The sequence below is a fragment of the Dyella sp. 01L423 genome (assembly GCF_056399945.1).
Map to the genome: position 1 here is coordinate 1,388,914 of NZ_JBFTSI010000001.1, position 20,191 is coordinate 1,409,104.

Annotated in this window: 14 protein-coding genes; 10 read left to right on the forward strand and 4 right to left on the reverse strand. The window is 64.9% G+C overall.

Translation table 11 applies throughout. The features are described 5' to 3' along the window. The first annotated feature begins 22 nt into the window (after nt 1-22). Entirely contained in the window at nt 23-661 is a 639-nt protein-coding gene (locus AC1DMY_RS06350) for a cysteine hydrolase family protein (protein WP_477164110.1), read from the forward strand. On the opposite strand, the gene aat is transcribed toward AC1DMY_RS06350, so the two are convergent. Next, nucleotides 643-1,377: a leucyl/phenylalanyl-tRNA--protein transferase gene (gene aat, locus AC1DMY_RS06355; protein ID WP_477164111.1), complete on the reverse strand. Its 735-nt coding sequence runs from the start codon at nt 1,375-1,377 to the stop codon at nt 643-645. The genes AC1DMY_RS06350 and aat overlap by 19 nt on opposite strands. Before the next feature lie 96 nt (nt 1,378-1,473). Between aat and AC1DMY_RS06360 the strand changes: the two genes are divergently transcribed. Next, nucleotides 1,474-2,871, forward strand: coding sequence for a serine hydrolase domain-containing protein (locus AC1DMY_RS06360; RefSeq protein WP_477164112.1), 1,398 nt, complete (start codon nt 1,474-1,476; stop codon nt 2,869-2,871). A 4-nt stretch (nt 2,872-2,875) separates the two neighbouring features. On the opposite strand, the gene AC1DMY_RS06365 is transcribed toward AC1DMY_RS06360, so the two are convergent. Further along, nucleotides 2,876-4,018, reverse strand: coding sequence for a GNAT family N-acetyltransferase (locus AC1DMY_RS06365; protein WP_477164113.1), 1,143 nt, complete (start codon nt 4,016-4,018; stop codon nt 2,876-2,878). A gap of 169 nt (nt 4,019-4,187) precedes the next feature. Further along, nucleotides 4,188-5,153, reverse strand: coding sequence for a thioredoxin-disulfide reductase (gene trxB, locus AC1DMY_RS06370; protein ID WP_121879748.1), 966 nt, complete (start codon nt 5,151-5,153; stop codon nt 4,188-4,190). A gap of 442 nt (nt 5,154-5,595) precedes the next feature. Here trxB and ald point away from each other — a divergent pair, with 442 nt between their 5' ends. The 4 genes from ald to AC1DMY_RS06390 all read left to right on the forward strand — a co-directional run bounded on the left by ald (nt 5,596) and on the right by AC1DMY_RS06390 (nt 10,624). Continuing rightward, nucleotides 5,596-6,660 carry an alanine dehydrogenase gene (ald, locus tag AC1DMY_RS06375; protein WP_477164114.1) on the forward strand — a complete coding sequence of 355 codons (1,065 nt, stop codon included), beginning with the start codon at nt 5,596-5,598 and terminating at the stop codon, nt 6,658-6,660. Nucleotides 6,661-6,743: 83 nt separating this feature from the next. Then, a complete protein-coding gene (locus AC1DMY_RS06380; RefSeq protein WP_477164115.1) occupies nt 6,744-9,077 on the forward strand; it encodes a DNA translocase FtsK in 2,334 nt (777 codons plus the stop codon). Between the two features lie 217 nt (nt 9,078-9,294). After that, a complete protein-coding gene (gene lolA / locus AC1DMY_RS06385; protein WP_477164116.1) occupies nt 9,295-9,954 on the forward strand; it encodes an outer membrane lipoprotein periplasmic chaperone LolA in 660 nt (219 codons plus the stop codon). Nucleotides 9,955-9,961: 7 nt separating this feature from the next. Continuing rightward, nucleotides 9,962-10,624 carry a YoaK family protein gene (locus AC1DMY_RS06390; RefSeq protein ID WP_477164117.1) on the forward strand — a complete coding sequence of 221 codons (663 nt, stop codon included), beginning with the start codon at nt 9,962-9,964 and terminating at the stop codon, nt 10,622-10,624. Nucleotides 10,625-10,645: 21 nt separating this feature from the next. Here the strand turns inward: AC1DMY_RS06390 and AC1DMY_RS06395 are convergent, their stop codons facing one another. Next, complete coding sequence (locus AC1DMY_RS06395; protein ID WP_477164118.1) at nt 10,646-13,741, reverse strand: diguanylate cyclase; 3,096 nt, start codon at nt 13,739-13,741, stop codon at nt 10,646-10,648. A gap of 167 nt (nt 13,742-13,908) precedes the next feature. Here AC1DMY_RS06395 and AC1DMY_RS06400 point away from each other — a divergent pair, with 167 nt between their 5' ends. The 4 genes from AC1DMY_RS06400 to AC1DMY_RS06415 all read left to right on the forward strand — a co-directional run bounded on the left by AC1DMY_RS06400 (nt 13,909) and on the right by AC1DMY_RS06415 (nt 19,815). Beyond that, nucleotides 13,909-14,292 (forward strand): hypothetical protein, encoded by a 384-nt coding sequence (locus tag AC1DMY_RS06400; RefSeq protein WP_477164119.1) that lies wholly within the window; start codon nt 13,909-13,911, stop codon nt 14,290-14,292. Between the two features lie 65 nt (nt 14,293-14,357). Continuing rightward, nucleotides 14,358-15,626: a TolC family protein gene (locus AC1DMY_RS06405; RefSeq protein WP_477164120.1), complete on the forward strand. Its 1,269-nt coding sequence runs from the start codon at nt 14,358-14,360 to the stop codon at nt 15,624-15,626. Next, complete coding sequence (locus tag AC1DMY_RS06410) at nt 15,623-16,705, forward strand: efflux RND transporter periplasmic adaptor subunit (RefSeq protein ID WP_477164121.1); 1,083 nt, start codon at nt 15,623-15,625, stop codon at nt 16,703-16,705. The genes AC1DMY_RS06405 and AC1DMY_RS06410 overlap by 4 nt, the downstream gene beginning before the upstream one ends. Next, on the forward strand, nt 16,705-19,815 hold the full coding sequence (locus AC1DMY_RS06415; protein WP_477164122.1) for an efflux RND transporter permease subunit: 3,111 nt from the start codon (nt 16,705-16,707) through the stop codon (nt 19,813-19,815). Before AC1DMY_RS06410 ends, AC1DMY_RS06415 begins: the two co-directional genes overlap by 1 nt. The last annotated feature ends 376 nt before the right edge of the window (nt 19,816-20,191 follow it).

A 20,191-nucleotide genomic window follows, 5' to 3' on the forward strand; every position in this document is an offset into this window, starting at 1 on the left:
TCCCAACTCTAGGAGCTGTGCCATGTCCGATCATCCGCGCCGTGCCCTCATCGTGATCGATGTGCAGAACGAATACTTCACGGGCAGCCTGCAGATCGAATATCCGCCGTCGTCCCAGTCGCTGCCGCGCATCGCACGCATCATGGATGCCGCCACCACAGCCGGTGTCCCGGTGATCGTGATCCAGCAGGATTCACCGGCCGATGCGCCGGCGTTCGCCAACGGCAGCGACGGCTGGCAATTGCATCCTGAGATCCAGCGCCGCCACCGCGATGCGCTGTTTCGCAAGCCGCTGCCGAGCGCCTTCAGCGACACCGGCCTTGGCGCATGGCTGGAGCAGCACGCCATCGACACGCTGACGGTGGTTGGTTACATGACGCACAATTGCAACGACACCACCATCAAGCATGCGTTCGACCGCGGCATGAACGTGGAATTCGTCCACGACGCGTCGGGTGCGGTGTCCTATGCCAATCGCGCCGGCCAGGCGAGCGCCGAGGAAATCCACCGCGTATTCAGCGTGGTACTGCAGTCGCGATTTGCCGCCGTGTTGAGCACGGACGAGTGGCTGCAGGTGTTGGCCACGGGCGAGCCGCCAGTGCGTGAAAACATCCTCGATTCGTACCGCGCGGCGCAGTCGCGTCAGCCCGCGGCGGCCTGATCGGTCAACTGTGCCAGGGCGGTGAATGGGGCCCAGCTGCCGGGTTGTCCCGGCAGATGCGACAACTGGGCCACGGTGCGCAGGAATTGGGCGCGGGGGTATTCCACCGCGCCCAGCTGCATCAGGTGGCTATTGGTCACCTGGGCGTCGATCCACGGGTAGTCCCAGCCCCGCAGCAGTTTTGCAAGCGCGATCAGCGCCACGCGCGAACCGCCGCTTTCGCGGCTGAACATGGATTCGCCGCAAAACAGCCGGCCCACGGCGATACCGTAGACGCCGCCCACCAGGCGGTCGTGTTCCCACACTTCCACGCTGTGTGCGTGACCCATCTCGTGCAGCCGCACATACGCGTCGATCATGGGCGTCACGATCCATGTGCCGCTCTGGCCTGGGCGCGGCGCGGCGCAGGCTTCCACCACATCGCGAAACGCGTGATCCACGGTGACCCGCCAATCCACCTGCGCCAGCCGGCGACGAAGCGTGCGGTTGGGCAATAGCGTGCTGGTATGAAACACGCAGCGTGGATCGGGCGACCACCACAGCAGCGGCTCGTCCTCGTTGAACCACGGGAAGATGCCCTGCGCGTAAGCGGCCAGCAGTCGCCGGGGCGACAGGTCGCCGCCGAAGGCCAGCAGGCCGTTCGGATCGTTCAATGCCTTGCGCGGATCAGGAAAGTGTTCAGGCCTGGTCGCGTCGAGCAGGGGCAATCGAATCATGGGGCGCGGGTCGGGGCGATGCGGGATCTGCGGTACATGCTACCGGCATGAGCTTGCGGTTAGCATGCCTCACTTTCACAACTCCAGGGATTGGGCATGCGTTGTCGATTTTTCTGGTGGATGGTCTGTCTCGCACCCGCGGCGATGGCATCGCCGGCGGTGCTCGATCACGCCGTGTCGACACAGATCGACAGCCATGTTCAGGCGGTGCTGCAACGCACGGGCACGCCAGGGGCCACCATTGCGGTCTACCGGGACGGCGTAGCCGTCTACCGCCACGCCTATGGCCTGAGTGACCGCGAGCGCAAAACGCCCGCGACCGTGTCGACCACTTACGAAATCGGCTCGATCACCAAGCAGTTCACGGCCGCGGCCATTCTCCAGCTGCAGGAAGCGGGCAAGCTCGACATCAATGCCCCGCTGGCGACCTATCTGCCGGATGCGCCGCACGCCAAGGAAGTGACGCTCAAGCAGCTGCTCTCCCATACCAGCGGCGTGCCGGAATATCTGGATGGGCCCGACGTTGAGCAGTGGGCCGTCAAGCCAGCGACGTTCGATCAGATCATGGCGCGCATCAAAGACAAGCCACTGGATTTTCCGCCGGGCAGCCGCTGGTCTTATTCCAATAGCGGTTACGCGTTGCTGGGGCGGGTGATCGAGGTCGCTTCGCAGGAATCGTACGAGCACTATGTGAAGACCCATCTGCTGGCGGCAGCTGGCATGCCCCACACGTATAACGTCGCCGACGAAGCGCAGCTGCAGGGCATGGCCAAGGGCTATCGGCACACCGGCGGAAAGCTCGAGTTGGCCCCCACCATCCATGCCACGGTCGGTTGGGCAGCAGGCAATCTGGTTTCCACGGTCGATGAGCTGGAGCGCTGGAATGTGGCGTTGCGCAGCGGAAAGGTCGTGAGTCCTGCCGATTACGCACTGATGGCGACGCCGGCGCCGGGCAGCACGGACTACGGCCTCGGCCTGTTCATAGATACGCTCGATGAGCAGCCGCGCATCGGTCATACCGGCGGTTCGTTCGGCTTCACCACGTCCAGCCAGTATTTCCCGAAGCAGGGTGTGCAGGTCATCGCCTTCACCAATAACGGCGACAATCCGGAGCCGGGCCAGATGCTGGTCACGGCTACGTTCGAGACGCTGTTTCCGGACATTGCAGCCGCAGCGCGAAAGCCTGCGCCCGGTGAAAACGCGGGAACGACAGCCGCGGTACGCACGGCGTTCAGCCAACTGCAGCAGGGCGACAAAGACACTTCGGCGTTCGGCGACAAGCTCAAGGCGAAGCTGGCCGCCGGTCTGTCAGGTCGCATGGCCAAGCAGCTGGCACCGTTCGGAGCGCCGTCGTCCTTCATCTTCAAAGGGCAGCGTCAAGACAAGGACGGTACCTGGAGCGACTACAGAATCGATTTCGGCCCCGGCAACAGGCTCCCGTTCGGTGTGAGGCTGGATGCCGACGGCAAGGTGATCGGCATCTCCATCGGCTAGTAAATCAGGCGTCCGGGAGATGTGCATAGGGGCTGTGCGTCATCAGCTCCTGCGCATAGTCGTCCATGCCTTCGGCCTCGTGTTGCAGCGCCTGGCACACCGCATCGCGAAAACTCTTGTTCACCAGATAGTGACGCGATTGCGTGCGCACCGGCAGGAAGCCGCGGGCGAGTTTGTGCTCGCCTTGCGCGCCAGGCTCGAAGCGCTGCAAGCCATGACGGATCGCGTGCTCGATGCCCTGGTAGTAGCAGAGCTCGAAATGCAGCCCCGGCACCTCGACCTCCGCGCCCCAGTAGCGGCCATACAGCGTGTCGCTGCTTTGCAGGAACAGCGCCATCGCCACGATGCGCTCGTCATGGCGCGCCAGCGCAAGTTGCACCGCATCGCCCAGCGTCTCGCGCAGGCCCAGGAACATCGATTGCGTCAGCGCGGCGTGGTTGCCCTTGGCGTCGAAGGTGGACTCGTAAAGCGCGTGGATATGCCGCCACTCCTGGACGCTTAGCGTGCCGCCGCTGCGCATCTCGATGCCCAGGCCGCTGCGGGCCACGTGCGTGCGCTCCTGTCGGATGTTCTTCCGCTTCTTGTGATTGAGCGCGGCAAGGAACTGGGCGAAGTCCGCATAGGCATGGTTGTGCCAATGGAATTGCACGTCGGAACGGACCAGCCATGGCGTGTCGAACGCAGCCAGTTCGTCATCGCGCAGAAAGTTGGCATGCACGGACGAGAGATTCATGCGTTCGGCGAATGTGCGCATGGCAGCGGTCAATGCCTGCTGGCGCTCCGCGGTACGTGCGTCGTTGCCGGCCAGCAGTCGCGGCCCGGGCACGGGCGAGTAGGGCACGGCGTTGAGCAGCTTGGGGTAGTAGTCGCCGCCCGCGCGTTCCCAGGCGCTGGCCCAGCTCCAGTCGAACACAAACTCGCCGTGTGAGTTGCCCTTCAGATACAGCGGTGCCGCGGCAACGAGGGTGCCGTCTTCGTACAAGCCGAGGTGATGCGCCTGCCAGCCCCAGTCGGGACGGATGCAGCCAGTGCGTTCCAGCAGGGCGAGAAAGGCGTGCGAGACGAACGGATTGTCGTCGGGCCGAAGCGCATCCCAGGCCTCGGCCGGGATGCGTTCGATGCTGTCGTGGAAGCGGGCTTCGATCACGGAGCTCCAAAGGCTACTGCAGAGACTGCGTCATCCTGACGTTACCTCAGTCTTCCATCTCGTCATTCCGGCGCAGGCCGGAATCCAGTTTCCGTGTGACAGGTTGTCGCGATAACCGAACACAGTCGCTACTGGATTCCGGCCTACGCCGGAATGACGGTCAAAAAAGTTAGCTCGCCGGACCCTGCTGATCCAGCCAACGCTCCGCATCAAGCGCCGCCATGCAGCCGAAGCCCGCCGACGTCACCGCCTGGCGATACACATGGTCGGCCACGTCACCCGCAGCAAACACACCCTGCACCGAGGTCATCGTGGCCATGCCGCCCAGGCCGCTGCGGATCTTGATGTAGCCATCGTGCATGTCGAGCTGGCCGTCGAAGATGCCGGTGTTGGGCTGGTGGCCGATGGCAACGAAGAAGCCGTTCACCGGGATCTCGCGAGTCTCGCCGGTGTTGATGTCCTTCACGCGCACGCCGTTGACGCCGGAGTTGTCGCCCAGCACTTCGTCGACGGTATGGTTCCAGATCAGCTCGATCTTGCCGGCCGCGGCCTTCTCGAACAGCTTGTCCTGCATGATCTTCTCGGCGCGCAGCTTGTCGCGGCGGTGCACGAGATAGACCTTGCTGCAGATGTTGGACAGGTACAGCGCCTCTTCCACGGCGGTGTTGCCGCCGCCGATCACGGCCACTTCCTGTTCGCGGAAGAAGAAGCCGTCACAGGTGGCGCAGGCGGATACGCCGCGACCCTTGTAGTGCTCTTCGCTGGCGATGCCCAGATACTTGGCGGTGGCGCCGGTGGTGATGATCAGCGCGTCGCAGGTGTACTCGCCCGAGTCGCCCTTCAGGCGGAACGGGCGCTGCTTGAGGTCCACGCTGTGGATGTGGTCGAACACCATCTGCGTCTCGAAACGCTCGGCATGCTGCGCCATGCGCTGCATCAGTTCCGGACCCTGCACGCCCTTGTCGTCGCCCGGCCAGTTGTCCACCTCGGTGGTGGTCATCAGCTGGCCGCCCTGCTGCAGGCCGGTGATCATCATCGGCTTGAGGTTGGCGCGGGCAGCGTAGACGGCGGCGGTGTAACCGGCGGGACCGCTGCCCAGGATCAGCAGGCGGCTGTGCTTGGTGGGTGCGTTCATGCGTTCCTTCTGTCCGCCTTGCTCGGCGGCGATGTTCATGGATGGTGGAGGGGAGGAACCATGCTTGAGCGCATGGTCATCCGGCGATCGGCCCTATATGGGGGCTGTTAGCTGGTTTTCAGCGGGATGGGCTGTATCTCGTTGACTTTGCTGCAACTGCGCAAAGGTGGTCTGCTTGCGCGGCGTTGCGGGAATGTGAAAACGGCCTGCCCATCTTGGTTATAATCCTTCGGGTTTGCTGGCGACTTGCATCATTCATTCGCTCCATCACCTGCGGCGGTTTCCTACCCACCGGCAAGGCACGATCGGAGGCGCGGCGTCTGAACCCGGAAGGATGGGGAAGACGCCGGGACGATTCAAGCACCGCCGGCCTTGAGGTTTGCCGGGCCGGGTGCGGCCTGGCGTCGTTGCCACCTAGCTATCCCCACAGGATCCACTCCCCATGCGTATTGGTATTCCCTCCGAAACCAAGACCCTCGAAGGTCGTGTTGCCCTCATTCCCGCCGCTGCTGCCGATCTGGTCCGCCGTGGCCACGAGGTGTTCATCCAGGCCGGCGCGGGCGAGAAGAGCGGCTTCTCCGACGAGGCCTATGCCAAGGTCGGCGTGAAGATCGCCGCCGACGCCGCTGCCCTGTACGAGGCTGGCGAGCTGATCGTGAAGGTGAAGGAGCCGGTCGCCGGCGATCTCGCCCTGCTCAAGAAGCATCACCTGCTGTTCTGCTACCTGCACCTGGCTGCCGAGCCGGCGCTGACCAAGAGCCTGCTCGACATCGGCCTGACCGGCGTGGCGTTCGAGTCGGTGGAAGAAAACGGCGGCCTGCCGCTGCTGCTGCCGATGTCGGTGATCGCCGGCCGCATCGCCACCCAGATCGGCACGACGCTGCTGCATCGTCCGCAGGGCGGCAAGGGCAAGCTGCTGGGCGGCATGGCCTCCACCCCGCGTGGCAAGGTCGTGGTGCTGGGCGCCGGCGCTGCCGGTGGCAACGCCGCTGCGCTGGCCGCCGCTGCCGGCGCCAACGTGGTGGTGTTCGACAAGCGCCAGGATCGCCTGGCCGAGATGATGGCCATGGGCCCGAACGTCACTGCGCTGTACGCCTATGAGTCGTCGGTGGCCGAAGAAGTCGCCACCGCCGACCTGGTGGTCGGCGCCGTGCTGATCCCCAGCGCCAAGGCGCCGCGCGTGGTCACCGAAGACATGGTCAAGACCATGGAGAAGGGCAGTGTGCTGGTGGACATTTCCATCGACCAGGGCGGCTGCTTCGAGACCTCGCGTCCGACCACCTGGAAGGAACCGACCTATGACGTGCACGGTGTAACCCACTTCTGCGTCACGAATATGCCGGGTGCCGTGCCGCAGACCTCGTCGGTGGCGATTTCTGCCGCTATCCTGCCGTATGTGCAGCGTCTGGCCGCCGGCAACGAATGGCGCCAGTTCGAACCGCTGCGCGGGGGCATCAACGTCGACGGCGGCGAGCTGGTTCATCCGGCGCTCAAGGGCATGATCTAAGGTCTTGCCTGCCGCTTCGGCGGATGTGACACCGTCCGGCCGCCTTGTTGGCGGCCGGACTCACAAACAGGATAAGGATCACGGTGCCGCGTACCGCGAACGTCAAGAAAGACAAGAAAGAGCGCGAAGGCCTCAGTGAAGAACTGAAGCGCCGTCTGCGCGAGGCCGGGGCGCTGCTGCTGTTGCCGCTGGCGCTGTACCTATTGGTCTGCCTGTTCAGCTACAACGACCAGGACCCCAGCTGGGGTCATGCGGGCACGGCCGAACACGCGCGCAACTTCGGTGGCGAGATCGGCGCGAATATCGCCAACGTGCTGCGCTACATCTTCGGGCTGGTCTCCTACTTCTTCCCCTTGCTGCTGCTCTTTCTGGGCGTGCAGGTGTTGCGCCATCGCGGCGAGCGCACCGTGCAGCCGTGGGAGCCGTCGCTGCGGCTGATTGGTTCGGTGTTTTTCTTCATTACCGCGCCGGCGCTGCTCTATCTCAATTTCAACGATGAGCCGATCCTGCCGCAGGGCGTGGGCGGCATCATCGGCATGTGGGTGGGTCGCGGCCTGCTGCAGGCGCTGGGCGACAAGGGTGCGCCGCTGCTGCTGCTGGCCATGTTCCTGATCGCCGTGACGCTGGCCACCGGCCTGTCGTGGTTCAAGGTGGCCGACCTCACCGGTCAGGGCGTGCTGAAGCTCGCCGGGTGGTTCGGCGGCAAGCTGCGCGAGGCGCCCGAAGTATTGGCCGCCCGCCAGGCGCGCGCCGAGCGCGAGGTGGTCAAGAAGACCGAGGCCGTGAAGCAGGCCAAGCGCGAGCCGGTGCGCATCGAAACCGCCCCCGCGCCCGTGGTGAAAAGCGAGCGCGCCAAACTGGAAACGCAGATTCCGCTGTTCACTGGCGCCTCCGCTCCGGGCGAACTGCCGCCGCTGTCGCTGCTGGACGAAGCGCCGGAGCAGGGCCCGGGTTATTCGGAAGAAACGCTTGAAGTGCTGTCGCGCCAGCTTGAGCTGAAGCTCAAGGATTTCCGCATTGAGGCCAAGGTGGTGGGCGTGTATCCCGGCCCGGTCATCACGCGCTTCGAACTGGAGCCCGCCGCCGGCGTGCGCGGTTCGCAGGTATCGAGCCTGGACAAGGACATCGCGCGCGGCCTCTCGGTGGTCAGCGTGCGCGTGGTCGACGTGATCCCGGGCAAGAACGTCATCGGCCTGGAGATTCCCAACGCGAAGAAACAGATCGTCTATCTCTCCGAGATCCTGCGTTCGGACAAATACGATGCGATGAAGTCGCCGCTGGCGCTGGCGCTGGGCAAGGACATCGGCGGCCGCCCGGTGGTGGCTGACCTGGCCAAGATGCCGCATCTGCTGGTGGCCGGTACAACGGGCTCGGGCAAGTCGGTGGCCGTGAACGCCATGGTGTTGAGCCTGCTGTACAAGGCCAGCGCCAAGGACGTGCGCATGATCATGATCGACCCGAAGATGCTGGAGCTTTCGGTCTACGAAGGCATCCCACATCTGCTGGCGCCGGTCGTGACCGACATGAAGGAAGCCGCCAACGCGCTGCGCTGGTGCGTGGCCGAGATGGAGCGCCGCTACAAGCTGATGGCAGCGGTGGGCGTGCGCAATCTCGCCGGCTTCAACAAGAAGGTGAAGGACGCCGAGAACGCCGGCCAGCCGCTGCTCGATCCGCTGTTCCGCCCGAATCCGGAGATGCCCAATCTCGCGGCCGAGCCGCTGGAGCCGCTGCCGTACATCGTGATCATCATCGACGAGTTCGCCGACATGATGATGATCGTCGGCAAGAAGGTCGAAGAGCTGATCGCGCGCCTCGCCCAGAAGGCACGTGCTGCCGGCGTGCACCTGGTGCTGGCCACGCAGCGGCCGTCGGTGGATGTGATCACCGGCCTGATCAAGGCCAATATCCCCACGCGTATCGCCTTCCAGGTGTCGAGCAAGATCGACTCGCGCACGATTCTTGATCAGTCCGGCGCTGAAGCGCTGCTCGGCCACGGCGACATGCTGCACCTGCCGCCGGGCACTGCCACGCCCGAGCGCGTGCACGGCGCCTTCGTGGACGATCATGAAGTGCATGGCGTGGTGAACTGGCTCCGTTCGCAGGGCGCGCCGCAATACATCGAAGGCGTGCTGGAAGAGGTGCAGGCCACCTCCGACGGCAAGTTCATCAACGACTCCGGCCTGCCGCAAGAGGGCGAAGAAGGCGGCGGCGATGCCGAGGCGCAGCTCTATGATCGCGCCGTGCGCATCGTCACCGAGACGCGCCGCGCGTCGATCTCCGGCGTGCAGCGTCACCTGCGCATCGGCTACAACCGCGCCGCCCGCCTGATCGAGCAGATGGAGCAGGATGGCGTGGTGAGTGCGCCCCAGCACAATGGCAACCGCGAAGTGCTGGCGCCTCCGCCGCCGAAGAACTGATCTTCAAGAGGCGGGTTTTTAAGCTCGTCATCCCTGCGAGGCGATCTTCAACAGCCGAAGGCTGGTCAAGCAGGGATCGAGTGACTTTAGGCCGTCACGCAGCAAGCAAGGCACTGGATTCCTGCTTTCGCAGGAATGACGATGAGGAGGACTTGAGCGCCTCCATTAAGCCGGTCCCGCCCACAATCCGCATTCCAGCATCACCCACAAGGCACCCATGAAACGCCTGCTTCTCGTCGCCACCGCCGCCATCGCGCTCTCCATCAGCAGCCTCGCCATGGCCGCCGGTCCCGCCCGCGCCAGGCTCGACGCCTTCGCCGGCGACCTGCACTCGCTCACCGGCAAGTTCTCGCAGACGCTGAAAGACGCCAACGGCAACAGCGGCAAGGCCAGCAATGGCACGCTCGCGCTGCAGGCGCCGCGCCAGTTCCGCTGGGAGACGCTGGCCCCGTCCAAGCAGACCATCGTCGCCGACGGCAGCCGGGTATGGCTGTACGACCCGGACCTCGAGCAGGTCACCGTGCGCGTGCAAAGCTCCGAGGAGTCGCATAGTCCGCTGACCGTGCTCACCGACGTCAAGCAGATGGACAAGGACTTCAATGCCGTCGAGCAGGGCGACCACGACGGCCTGAGCTGGCTGCGCCTCACCTCCAAAGCCAAGGATCCGCAGTTCGACTACGCCGACCTGGGTTTCGATGCGAATGGCCTGGCGCGCATGATTTTTCGCGACCAGCTGGGCGCCGTCACGGATATTCGTTTCTCGGGTTGGCAGCGCAACGTGCCGATCCCGCCGGAGACCTTCAACTTCGTGCCGCCGCCGGGCGCCGACGTGATCGGCGACCTGCCGGTGATCCAGACCCAGCCGATCAAGAACTGAGCGCGCCGTGCTGCGCCAGCTCCCGCGCTGGGCATGGGTGGGCGGCGGCCTGCTCGCGCTCGGCGCGGGTTGCATCAATGTGGTTGGCTATCTGTGTTTCCGACACCAGCCGATCACCCATCTCACCGGTACCAGCACGGAATTCGGCCTCGCACTGGCTCGCGGCGATGCGGGCGAGATAACGCATTGGGGACTGGTCATCCTGGCGTTTCTGCTGGGCGCCATGCTCAGTGGGTTCATCGTGCAACAGGGTGCACTGCGGCTTGGGCGGCGCTACGGCGTCGTGCTGATGCTGGAGTCGGCGTTGCTGTTTGCCGCCACGCCGTTGATTCATGGCGGCCACGATCTCGGGCTGTACCTGGCCTCGGCAGCGTGCGGACTGCAGAACGCCATGGTGAGCACGTATAGCGGCGCGACGGTACGTACGACGCATCTGTCGGGCATCTTCACGGACCTGGGCATCTATCTCGGCCATCGATTGCGCGGCCTCGAGGTCGACTCGCTGCGCATCAATATCTGCCTGCTGGTGGCGAGCCACTTCATCGTGGGCGCCACGCTTGGCGCGCTTGGCTTCATGGTCTGGCAGGAGCGCGTGCTGCTGGCGCCGGCCACGCTCACCGGAGTGGTGGGCCTGGGTTATGCCATCTACCGACATCGGCACTTCGACTGACGGCTGGGCGTCGAGCGCGTGCTACTGGGCGGCTACGACCCGATTGCGTCCGCTGTTCTTGGCTTCGTACAGCGCCCCATCGGCGCGGGTCAGCCACTGCGACAGCGTCTCGCCGGCATGGTAGGCGGCCACGCCGATGCTCACGGTGACTTCGATGGGCTGCCCCTCATAGGTCAACGGATGTTCCGCGACGGCGGCGCGGATGCGCTCGGCCACCAGCATGCCTTGCTCGAGAGAACTTTCCGACAGACAGGCCACCAGCTCTTCGCCACCGTAGCGGCCCACGCAATCGGAGTCGCGGCACTGCTGCTGCATGATTTGACTCACATGGCGGATCACCGCGTCGCCGGCGAGATGGCCGTGGGTGTCGTTGATGCGCTTGAAGCGGTCCAGGTCCAGCAGCGCAATGCAGGCGCTGCCATCCGTGGTTTGGCCACGCATTTCCTCGACCAGTTCCAGCAGGCGGCGACGATTGCAGACGCCGGTCAAGGCGTCCGTATTGGCCAGTTCATCGAGCCGTTTGTTGGCCACCACCAGGTCACGCGTGCGCAGCTCGATCTGGTGCTGCAGCTGCTTGGCCTGGCGTCGCAGGTACATCGTGCGCAGCTGGATCACGCCGAAGATGGCGGCCAGCGCCAGCAGTCCAGCCGCGACCATGGCCGATACCGTTTCATACCAGCGCGGCTCGGCGCTCACGTCGACGGTGGACTCGATCAGGCGCGGCTGCATGCCATGCGTCTGCGCACGCAGGCGCAGCTTGTAATCGCCATGGGGCAGGTTGGTGTAGATCGCCGTGGGCAGGCCGCCGCGCGGAATATCGATCCAGCTTTCGTCGAAGCCTTCCATGCGATAGCTGTAGCTGGTTTCGGCGGGCGCTTCGTAATCGAGCAGCGCAAAGTCCACGCGCAGGCTGCGATTGCGCGAACGGATCTTCAACGATTCGCCGGCGCGCGGCAGTCGCCCATACGACAGCGGCACGCCATTGACGGCGGCATGGGTGATGGCGAGCGGCGGGTCGGGCTGGTCGGACGGCTGCCATTGGGGGCGCACTACGGTGAGCCCACCCAGTCCGCCAAACAGCAGCTCGCCGCCCGGTGCGCGTGCCGCCGCGGCGTAGATGTAGCTGGAAATGCGCAGGCCGTCGCGTACGCCAAGGTTATGCACGGCGTGCGTGTTGCCGTCGATCATCGCCAGGCCGTTGGAAAGGCTCACCCAGGGATTGCCGAAGTCGTCCGGCTGCACCGCATTGATGTTTTCGCTGGGCAGTCCGTTGGCCGAGCCAATGGTGGTGAAGCGATAGGGTTCGCCAGCGCTGCGTGGCTGCAGCATGGCCAGGCCGCCGTAGGTGCCGATCCACAAGCCGCCTTGCGGATCCATGGCGATCGAGCTGGCCAGATTGTTGGGCAGGCTGGTGTTGTCGCCGGGGCGGTTGAGCAGGTTCTGGAAACCCTTGTTCTGCATCGTGCTGGTGGCGATGCTGATGCCGCGGCCGGTGACGTACCACAGGTCCGCGCCGATGCGCGCAATGCGTCGCACCGTGTCGCTGGCCAGGCTGGTCGGGTCGTTCGCGTCGTGACTGAAATGCGTGAGTGCGTGCGTTCGCGTGTCGTAACGATAAACGCCGTCGTAGGTGGCGATCAGCAGCCGCTGGCCGTCAGGCAGCAGGTGCAGCACGGGTTTGTCGTCCAGCTCGGGAACGGCCGAGCCGACGATCGCCAGCGTGTTGGGATCGACGCGCGCCAGGCCCTGCGTGCCGACCCAGATGGTGCCATCGGGCATTTCGGCAAACGCCTGCACATCGCGACGTGTCTGTACGCCGCTCAGTTCGAGGTGGCGAATGCTGGCGCCGGACAGATCGATCACGTCCACGCGCCCTGCGCTCATGCCCAGCCACACACGCTGCCGGCTGTCGACGAAAATGCCGCGCACATTGGTGTTCGCCAGCGAGCGGTGGTCGCTGATGGAGGGCAGCAGGGCGAAAGCCTTGCGGGCGTTGGGGTCGTAGCGCGCCACGCCCAGATCGGTCGCCACCCACACGTTGCCAGTGCTGTCCTGTAACAGACCGCGCACGGAGTCGCCAGGCAACGAGGAAGGCATCGCGGTGTCGTGGGCGACCGCGTGCAAGCTATGCGTGGCCACGTCATATGACAGCACGCCGCCGCCATCGGTGGCCATCCACATGACGTCGCCAGCCAATTCCGTGAAGGCCCGCACTGTCGGTCGGCGCGAGCGATCGTGCTGATAGCCGCTGAAGCCGGGGATCGCATGCCACTGGCTGGTTTCGTCGCGATACACCGCGCCTGATTGCGTGCTGCCGACCCATAGCCGTCCCTCGCGGTCTTCCAGCAGCGCCCAGACGCCGTCGTTCAACACCACGTCGATACCGCTGGTATCGGTCGGACGCTCGGGGCGTTTGAACGCGGTCTCTCCGGCGTGACGGACGAATAGCCCATTGGTGTTGCCGACCCACAGGTTTCCGGCGCGATCCTGCAGCACGCTGAAGCTGCGCGGGGCCATGCCGTCGCTCAGCGCGATCGGACTGATGCGGTTGCTGCGCAGGTCCAGATAATCGATGCCGCGTTCCGTCACGATCCAGATGCCACGCGTGCCATCGGGCGCCATCGCGTAGATCTTCCGGTCGCTGGTGCCGCCCTTGCCCACGGGGTAGGTATGGAAGGTGTTGTCGAGCGGGTTGAAGCGGCTCAGGCCGCCGGCATTGGTGCCCACCAGCAGGCTGCCGTCGGGCAGGGTGAGCAGGCAGCGCACATAGGCGTCCGGAATATCGGTCTTGCTGCCGCCATTGCCGGTGAACACCTGCATGCGGTAACCGTCGTAGCGCACCAGGCCGGACAGCGTGCCGATCCAGATCAGGCCGCGCTTGTCCTGTTCGATGGTGGTGGTGATCGAGTGCGGCAGGCCGTCGCTTACCCCTAAGCGATCGAACCAGGGGCTGTCGAACGGGGCCCAGGGGTCGCTGTCGCGGGCCATCACCAGCGACGGCAGGATCAGCAGGCAGAGCAGGGCAACCGCGCGCAGCAGCTTGCCGCGCCAGGCCGCGGGCGACCACGTGCTCAGCCCGACGCCCTGCTTGCTCGTCCGCCCCATCCCTTGCGCCACGTGCCGACTCCGTCCCGTCGTGTGGGGCACATCATAGCCATGGCGACAGTCGCCGTAGCGGTGGTCTCTCTGTATTTCCGACATCGTCTGCGTAAAAGCCGACATGTTTGGCGGGCGAAGGTGGGTGAAATTGTCTAACAGTCAGCCTGCCGTTTAGCATCCGTAGGATGTCCTCCCGCCCCCTGCCACTGCTCCATCGTCTGCGCCGCCATCGCGGTTTGTGGGCATTGGTGGTGGCTGTGCTGCTGATCAAGCTGGTCAGTGGCTCGGTATGCCTGGCTGATGGCGGAGAGCGCGATTTCAGCTCGGGGCGTGGTTATGCCTCCGCCGCGCTGACCATGGCGGCCGCCGTGCAAGCCCCCTCCGGCGATGGCGATTGCCTGCTGGGCGAAGGTGCTTCCTGCCATTGTGCCTGCCCACATGCCGCCAGCCTGCCGAGTTTGGCCGTGCTGGCGGTGAGCGCGCCCGAGGCGACGCCCCCCCTTTCATCCGTCGAAGCGGGTCGCATGCCTGCCGTCGCGGGCTCCCTGTTGCGACCACCTATCGCCTGACCGCGAACGCCTGTGTTGCGCCCTCCAGGGCGCATTCCTCGTGATCGTTGTCAGGAGATGGTTCCATGTCCGTTCTACGTGCGGCCCTGATCGGGGCTGCCTGTCTGTTTTATGCCGCCAATGCGGTGGCGTCGCCGAAAGAGGGTGATCCAGCGCTCTCCGCTACGGCGTCGCCCATCGGTGGCGCGGTGCAACTCGTATGGGCTGCCAACCCCGACGTCCAGGCCGCTCGCGCCGAGCTGGAGGCGGCCCAGGCGCGAGTGCGCGCGGCGGCTCAGCCCGTCTATAACCCGACGCTGTCGCTCGATGGTGAAAACGCCGACGTCAATCGGCGCACGGCGGGGATATCGCTGCCGCTGGATATGTCCGGCAAGCGCCTGGCCCGTACCTCACAGGCTGAGGCGCAGCGGCGCAGTCGCGAAGCGTCTTACGACCTGCTGCGGCGGGATATCGCCTCGCGCTGGCTGAAGGCCTGGTCTGCCGCGGCGCTGGCGGCTCGCCAGCGCGAGCTCGGCGAACATCGGGTGGCCTTGATGCGCCGCTTCGATGCGCTCGCAGCTGACCGCCTGGGCGTGGGCGACATCAGCAGTCCCGAACGCGATCTGGCCGCCCTGGCCCTGGGTGAATCGCAGATCCAGCAGGCATCGCTGGCCGGTGCGGAGGCGGCGGCATTGGCCACGCTCGAGGCGGTGGCCGGCGACGCGGTGGCGAAGCCGCCGTTGCCTGCGGGCCTGCCGCCGGCGTCAAGCAGCATCTCGGCGATTCCCATCGAGCAGCGACCGGAGCTGATCAAGTTGCGCGCCGATGAAGCGGCCGCTCAGGCGGGCATCGACGTGGCCCGGCGCGCGCGTCTGCCTGATCCCACCGTCAGCCTGACCGGTGGACGGGTGTACACGGGCGTCAGGACCGATCAGGTCATCGGCGTCAGCGTGTCCATGCCCTTGCCGGTGCTCAACAGTGGTCGAGCGGAAATCGACGCCGCGCTGGCGGAAGCGGGAGCGGCCGCCGCCTTGACCCGCTCGCAGCAACAGTCGTCCCGCGCCTCGCTGCGTGAAGCGCAATCGCGTTACGACGCCTTGCTCGCTGCTGGCCACGCCTTCCGCCAGGGGCGAGCTGCGGCTTTCGACGATCGCACCGCACTGCTCGAAAAGCTCTGGCGGGCCGGCGAGATCAGCACGTCCGATTACCTCGTCCAGCTCAAACAAAGTCTCGACACCGCGCTGTCCGCACTCGCACTCGAAAGCCAGGCCTGGCAGGCCTGGTTCGACTACCTCGCCGCCGCAGGTCGCCTGACTGACTGGCTGGATGGCCGCACACAGGATGTATCCCCATGAATCATTTCTTTCGACGCGCCTCCTGCGCGCTGCTGTTTTCGCTTGCGATCAGTGCGGTCTTCGCGCAAAAGGCGCCCAATCCACTGGCACTGGATGCCCGCGCCGTACAGGACGCCGGCATCGTCGTATCCAAACTCGCACCGCGTGAACTCACCGAAGAAATCAAGGCGCCCGGCGAAGTGAAGGTCGATGCGTACTCGACCGTGCTGGTGTCGCCCCGCATCGAATCGATGGTGCTGTCGCGACAAGTGAAGTTGGGCGATGTGGTGAAGGCCGGGCAGCCACTGGTCACGCTGTCGAGCGTGCAGGTCGCGGAAACGCAGGGTGCGCTTATCGTGGCCGAGCAGGAATGGCGTCGCGTCTCCGCGCTGGGGTCGCAGGCTGTGTCTGGTCGTCGCTACACCGAGGTGCAAGTGCAACGCGATCAGGCTCGTGCACGTTTACGGGCCTATGGTCTATCGGATGGCCAGATCCAGGGCGTACTGCGCGCCGGCTCGGCCAAGGCTGATGGGAGTTATGCCTTGCTCTCGCCCACGGATGGGCGCATCACCACCGATCAGTTCCTGGTGGGCGAGCGCGTCGATGCAGGACGTGCGCTGTTCACCGTGGTGAAAGAGGACTCGGTGTGGGTCGAAGCACAAATGCCACCGTTCGAAGCGGAGCGTGTGGCGACAGGCGCTGCGGCACGCATCCTCATTCACCAACAGAGTCTGGCCGGCAAGGTCGTGCAGCGTTCGCACCAGACGGATGAAAAGACCCGCACGGTGGCAGTGCGTATTGCCGTGGACAACAGTCGCGACCTGTTGCATCCGGGCGAGCTCGTCGATGCACGCATGGCCGTCGGTGGGCGCAGTGCATTGGCGGTGCCGAGCGAAGCGGTGGTGTTGTTGCAGAACCAGTCAACCGTCTTCGTTCTATCCAGTGGCCAGACGTTCGAGCCGGTGGCCGTGCAGACAGGCGAAAGCCGTGACGGGTGGATAGAGATACGCCAAGGCCTCAAGCCTGGTGCGTCGTACGTCAGCAAGGGCGCGTTTGCACTCAAGGCGCGGCTGTTGCGCTCGCAGCTGGGAGAAGACTGATGCTCGCGCGTCTCGTCGAACTCTCGTTGCGATACAAGCTGCTGGTGCTGATCGCCTTTGCGGTGATTGCCGCGCTGGGCTATCAGGCACTGCGCAAGCTGACCATCGATGCCTTTCCCGATGTCACGCCCGTGCAGGTCAATGTGTATACCGAGGCGCCGGGGCTTGCGGCCGAAGACGTGGAGTCATTGCTCACCACGCCCGTGGAATCCGCGCTCGCCGGCCTGCCGAAAGTGGACGAAGTGCGCTCGGTCAGCCTGTTCGGGCTGTCCTATGTCTCCGTGTATTTCAAGGACGACATGGACATCTACTTCGCCCGCCAATTGGTCAACGAGCGCTTGCAGCAGGTCGGCGACCGCTTGCCCGCGGGCTATGGCAAGCCGGAAATGGGCCCCAATACCTCCGGCCTTGGCCAGGTGTTCTGGTACACCGTGGAGCGTGCCGACGACGCCTTGAAGGGATCGCCCAGCGACAGCGACCTGCGCACGCTGCAGGACTGGAGCATTCGCCTGATGCTGCGCACCGCGCCTGGCGTTGACGACGTGACGTCGTGGGGCGGACAGCAGAAGCAATTTCAGGTGCGCATCGATCCGATGAAACTGATCGCGCACGGCCTAGGCTTCAAGCATGTGATCGAGGCCCTGCAGTCGAACAACGCGCAGGTCGGCGGCAACTTCGTCGATGTCGGTCGCGAGCAGTATCTCGTTCGCGGCCTGGGTCTGGTGCACAGCGTACGCGACATCGAACAGGTCGTACTCAAGACGGAAGACGGTACGCCGGTCTTCGTGCGCGACGTGGCCACCGTGGAAGAAGCCGGCGCACCACGCACTGGCGCCGTGACGCGCGACGGCAAGGAGGTCGTGATGGGGCAGGCGCTGTCACGCATTGGCGAGAACGCCAAGAGCGTGGTGGATGCCGTGAAGGACAAGCTCGCCACTGTGCAGCAAGCCTTGCCTGCCGGCGTGGTGGTCAAGCCGGTCTACGAGCGCACCGATCTGGTGAACAAGGCCGTGGGCACGGCGGTGCGTGCACTGGTGGAAGGATCGGTCCTCGTGGCAATCGTGCTGTTCCTCTTTCTCGGCGAATTGCGCAGCGCGCTGGTGGTGGTCGTCACCTTGCCGCTGGCCATGTTGATCGCCTTCATCTGCATGGAGCAGGCCGGTTTGTCGGCCAACCTGATGTCGCTGGCGGGGCTGGCCATCGGCATTGGCATGATGGTCGACGGTGCCGTAGTGATGGTGGAAAACGCGTTCCGCATCATGGCCGAGCGCAAGGCGCATGGATTGCCAGTGGATCGCAGCGCGGCCGTGCTTGCCGCAGCCAGGGAAGTGGCAAGTCCGATCACGTTCGCCATCGTCATCATCATCGTCGTGTTCCTGCCGCTGTTCAGTCTGCAAGGGTTGGAAGGCAAGATGTTCAAGCCGATGGCCTTCAATATCAGCTTTGCCATGGCCGGCTCGTTGGTGCTTGCTCTCACCCTGGTTCCCGTTCTCGCGGCGCTGGCACTCAAACCCAAGGACGAACGCGACACGCGCCTCGTGGCCTTCCTGAAGAAGCACTACGGCGTCGTGCTGGCATGGGCGTTGCGTCGACGTCGGTGGGTGCTGGGCATGGCCGGTGGGGCGCTATTGGGAAGCCTCGCGTTGTTTCCCTTCCTCGGCAAAGAGTTCATGCCGAACCTGAAAGAGGGAGCGATCATGTGGCGTATCACCTCCATTCCTTCCGCGTCGCTGGATGAATCCATCGACATCTCACGCCAGGTGGCCGAACGCATCAAGGCATCGTTTCCCGAGGTCGAAACGACGCTCGCGATGATCGGACGGGCTGAGAAGGGCGAGACGGCGGACGTGAACTACATGGAGGTCTATACGCCGCTCAAGCCACGCGATCAGTGGCGCACGGGCCAGACGCTGGAAAGCATCGAAGCGGATATGCAGCGCGAACTGTCGGCAGCATTGCCGACGGCCGTGGTGAGTTACACCCAGCCCATCCAGATGCGCATCGAGGAGTTGATCTCTGGCGTGCGCGCCACGCTTGCGTTGAAACTCTACGGCGAGGATCTGGGCGAACTGGATAGCCTGAGCGCACGCATCAAGGATGTGCTGGGCGCAGTGCCGGGCGTGGCGGACCTTGCCCTGGAGCCCAACATGGGCAAGCCGCAGATCCGCGTCAGCGTGGATCGCGATGCGCTCGCACGCTACGGCCTCAACGCCGACGACGTGCTTGCCGTGGTTCGCAACGGCATCGGCGGCGAGCCGGTGAGTACGTTGATCGACGGCGTGAAACGGTTCGACATCGCCGTCCGCCTGAACGACAGCGACAAACGTTCCCTGCAGGCGATCCAGCGCATTCCGATCCAGGCAACCGGCGGCGCCATCGTGCAATTGTCGCAGGTGGCCGAGGTCACCGAGGCGGAGGGCTACTCCTTTATCCGGCGCGAACAGCTGCAACGTTATGCCGTGATCCAGATGGATGTGCGCGGCCGCGATATCGACGGCTTCGTACAGGAGGCGAACGCCGCGCTCGCACAGAAGGTGAGGCTGCCGACCGGCTATTACACGGAATGGGGCGGTGCCTTCGAGAATCAGCAGCGCGCCTTGAAGCGGCTGTCGCTGATCGTGCCAGCCACGATCTTCTTCATCTTCATCCTGCTCTACACGGCCTTCAACTCGATGAAGTACGCGGCGCTTATCCTTGCCAACGTGCCGTTTGCCACCATCGGCGGCATCGTGGCGCTGGCGATCACCGGGCAATACCTGTCGGTGCCATCGGCGATCGGCTTTATCGCCGTGTTCGGCGTGGCGATGTTGAACGGCATCGTGCTGGTGAGTTTTCTCAACGAGCAGCGCGCCAAGGGCATGGGTGTGCGTGAGGCTGTGCTGCGCGGCACAGCCTTGCGTCTACGGCCCGTGCTGATGACAGCCAGCGTGGCGATCCTCGGCCTGGTGCCCATGCTGCTTTCCAGTGGCGTGGGCGCGGAAACGCAGCGGCCATTGGCGACGGTCGTAGTGGGCGGGCTGATCACCTCGACCCTGCTGACCTTGCTGCTGTTGCCCGTGCTTTACGACTGGATGGAACAACGGCCGGAGGCTCGCCGCAGCCATCACTAGGTCTGTTCCTGCCTCCATAGGTGACACGGCGGCGCCAGGGTCGTCCGTGTCACACTGGCGCCATGACAACCCGGCGCGGCTGGAGATGGATGGTCATGATCTTCCTATGGATAGTGATAGGTGCAGTGCTGGGCGGGCTGGCCTCGGAAGGCGGCCTAGCCGGCATCGCCGGTGGTGCGGCGCTGGGATTGATCTGGGGCAGGCAGCTGCAGTTGTCCCGCGAGCTGAAGAACCTGCGAGCGCAACTCGGCGAAGCCCGGCCACCGGAACCGGTCGCTACGGAACGCTCGTGGACGACCGCCGAGGAGACACGCGGGTCGATGCACGAGCCCTCGCCAGTGGCGCCCGCTGTCGTTGCGTCCCCTCCCGTGCCAAG